This is a genomic window from Bacillota bacterium, assembly GCA_018818595.1.
In the GTDB taxonomy this organism is placed as follows: domain Bacteria; phylum Bacillota_I; class Bacilli_A; order Izemoplasmatales; family Hujiaoplasmataceae; genus JAHIRM01.
In genome coordinates this window covers 1-2247 of the sequence record JAHIRM010000041.1, presented here as the reverse complement: position 1 = coordinate 2247, position 2247 = coordinate 1, and the positions used below count along the sequence as shown (strand labels likewise).

Here is a 2247-nt window from a genome sequence, read left to right as displayed (position 1 = left end):
TACGTCAAAGAACTTTATCCTAAAAAATTTCAATTAAAACTATAAATCGGGCGATATGTACATAGCCCTGAACCCGGCGGGTGTAGTTCAACACCGACTCATCGCTGGGTCGTACCGACCACTCAGAGTCCTATTTATTACAAGGCGTTATTTATTCTTTCGTCATTTTATAAACATTTATCATTAAACTAAAGAAACCCCACAAGCCTCCTAAACCTGTAATTCCAGCTAGAATTAATTTTATTTCATTCCAAGCTTCAATAGAAATTAAAATAAATATTAGTAGGATTATTGATATGAGTAATACCAAAATAGCTCTTTTTGATTTTCTTAATTCTGTTTTATGTTTTGTTAATTCGTCTTTTTGATTATCAATTTCTTTTTTAAGAAGAATTAATTCACTTGCATTTGATTTTTCTGCAGCTTTTAACTTTTCTTCTATTTCTGAAAGTTGTTGCTTAACTTTTACCTTTTCAGTTGATTCTTTTTGAAGATTTTCAAATGTCTCTTGTCTTAGTTTTTCTTCCTTTTTCTTTCTTTCTCGCTCTTTTGCAATAGTTTGATGAATCTTTTCATTAAATCTCTCTTTATTTTCATCAGCTAATTCGATTAGTTTTTGAATTCTTTTTGCCGATTGATGAGCAACAGAAGAAAGAAGTACATCATAATCATCATCAGTGACATCAGCATTCTCATTAACGGTTGCATGTAAATCATTTATTAGTTCTTTACTTGCAATTTCTTCATGCAAAGTTTGAAGCATAAGTTCACTCAATCCTACTTTTTTAAGAGTATTATCCAAATTTCTATTGCCTTTTAGCCAAAGTAGACTTGTTAAAGTGTCAGGAAGAATTATTTCACTAATTATCCCTTGTGAATTCTTTGAAATATTAAATTGGTAGAGTGTTTTATTTGCTGAAACAAACCAATATTTTGCCTTTTGTATACTCCGAACAAGAGTTTCTCTTTTATCTCTAACATGAAGGTAAGCGAGTACATCGTGTTCTGCGTTAGCAGATTTTTTTCTTGTGCCCTGAAGTTCCTTAATATCTTTAGATTTTTTGTACTTCTCTATATTAACCTTTGAAATCGTTTCAAGTTCCAAACCTAAATTCTTTTTTATATTTTCTTCTATGTTACTATTAAAGCTTATTAACCAACTCTTATTCTTCCCTAATCTTAAACATGCTTCATTTACAGTTGTTGTTGGTGTATTCTTGTTGTAGTTTTCGATGGCAACCTCGATTACGTGAGAAACTTCTGAAAGTGTAATTCCGAGAAACTTAGCTTTCCCATTAAGTTTATGAATCAATTCGATTAGCTCTTTTGCAGGCTGGGTATCAGATTCGTTTTGTAAATCTAAAGCTCTTAAAATTAGTTGGGTGTCAATAAAGTATTCTTCATTTGAAAGAAATTTTGCATTTAAATCAATTCCCGATTCTAAATAACCAGCTATCACCGAACCAAAATAAATTTTCTCAGCTAACTCATATAAAAATCGATTATTAATTTCAATGTATTCGATGAATTGCACTTGAATCAAATACGATTTATCAATATCTTCTCCATTTAAAGCTTCACCAGCAAAAAAATGAGATAATTTGTTTTTGTGCTTGTCGATGAAATCAACAAATTTTGGAGCTTCTACCGGCGAAATATCTTCATCTGAACAATCACAATAATAATGTTCAAATGCTTTTTGGAGTAGTGCGGAATCGCTTGCTAATTGATTATATATTTTTTCGAGACGGTTAAATGAAAATATTTTTAATTTAAAACTCTTTCCATTTTCATAAATTTCAATACTTGCTTCTTGTTTTTCTTTTCTTGAAAAGCTTTTCGCAGTTGCTTTAATAAGTTGTCTTACTATTGTAATTGGAACATTCAAACCGTACAATTCGTGTATTTCATTTTGAATGTCAATATCAGAGCCATATTCTTTACCTTTTTGTGAGAATTTACTTAAGGCTCGTTTACAAATTGGAATATAAACAGTAGAATAAAGGTCCTGCCCATTTTCTGTTAGCGTAGCTAAAAAATTATACGATGTAAGTTTATTATCATTCATTGTAATAATTTGTTGGTTTCTTTTTTCATAATGCCTTGTAACGGCAGTCCGTCCAAAAACCTCCTGAGGCTTACATTTTTTTTCATCATTACCCCGCTAAATTAGCACATACACTTGTTTAATAAAAGTTGTTTTTTCAGTCACTATATGAAGCGGTTTTTTTTGCCACCGCCAAAACT

The 2247-nt window shown here is 30.7% G+C and carries 1 protein-coding gene; it reads right to left on the bottom strand.

Going from position 1 to position 2247, the window contains the following annotated elements; all coding sequences use genetic code 11:
* Positions 1-151: 151 nt before the first annotated feature.
* The gene (locus KJ971_07440; GenBank protein MBU1145663.1) at positions 152-2068 is read right to left on the bottom strand and encodes a hypothetical protein; all 1917 of its coding nucleotides are present in this window, start codon (positions 2066-2068) and stop codon (positions 152-154) included.
* Positions 2069-2247 lie beyond the last annotated feature (179 nt).

What these genes read in the sequence shown, in the direction of transcription:
- KJ971_07440 (MBU1145663.1), bottom strand. Translation starts at nt 2,068, where the DNA reads ATGAATGATAATAAACTTACATCGTATAATTTTTTAGCTACGCTAACA.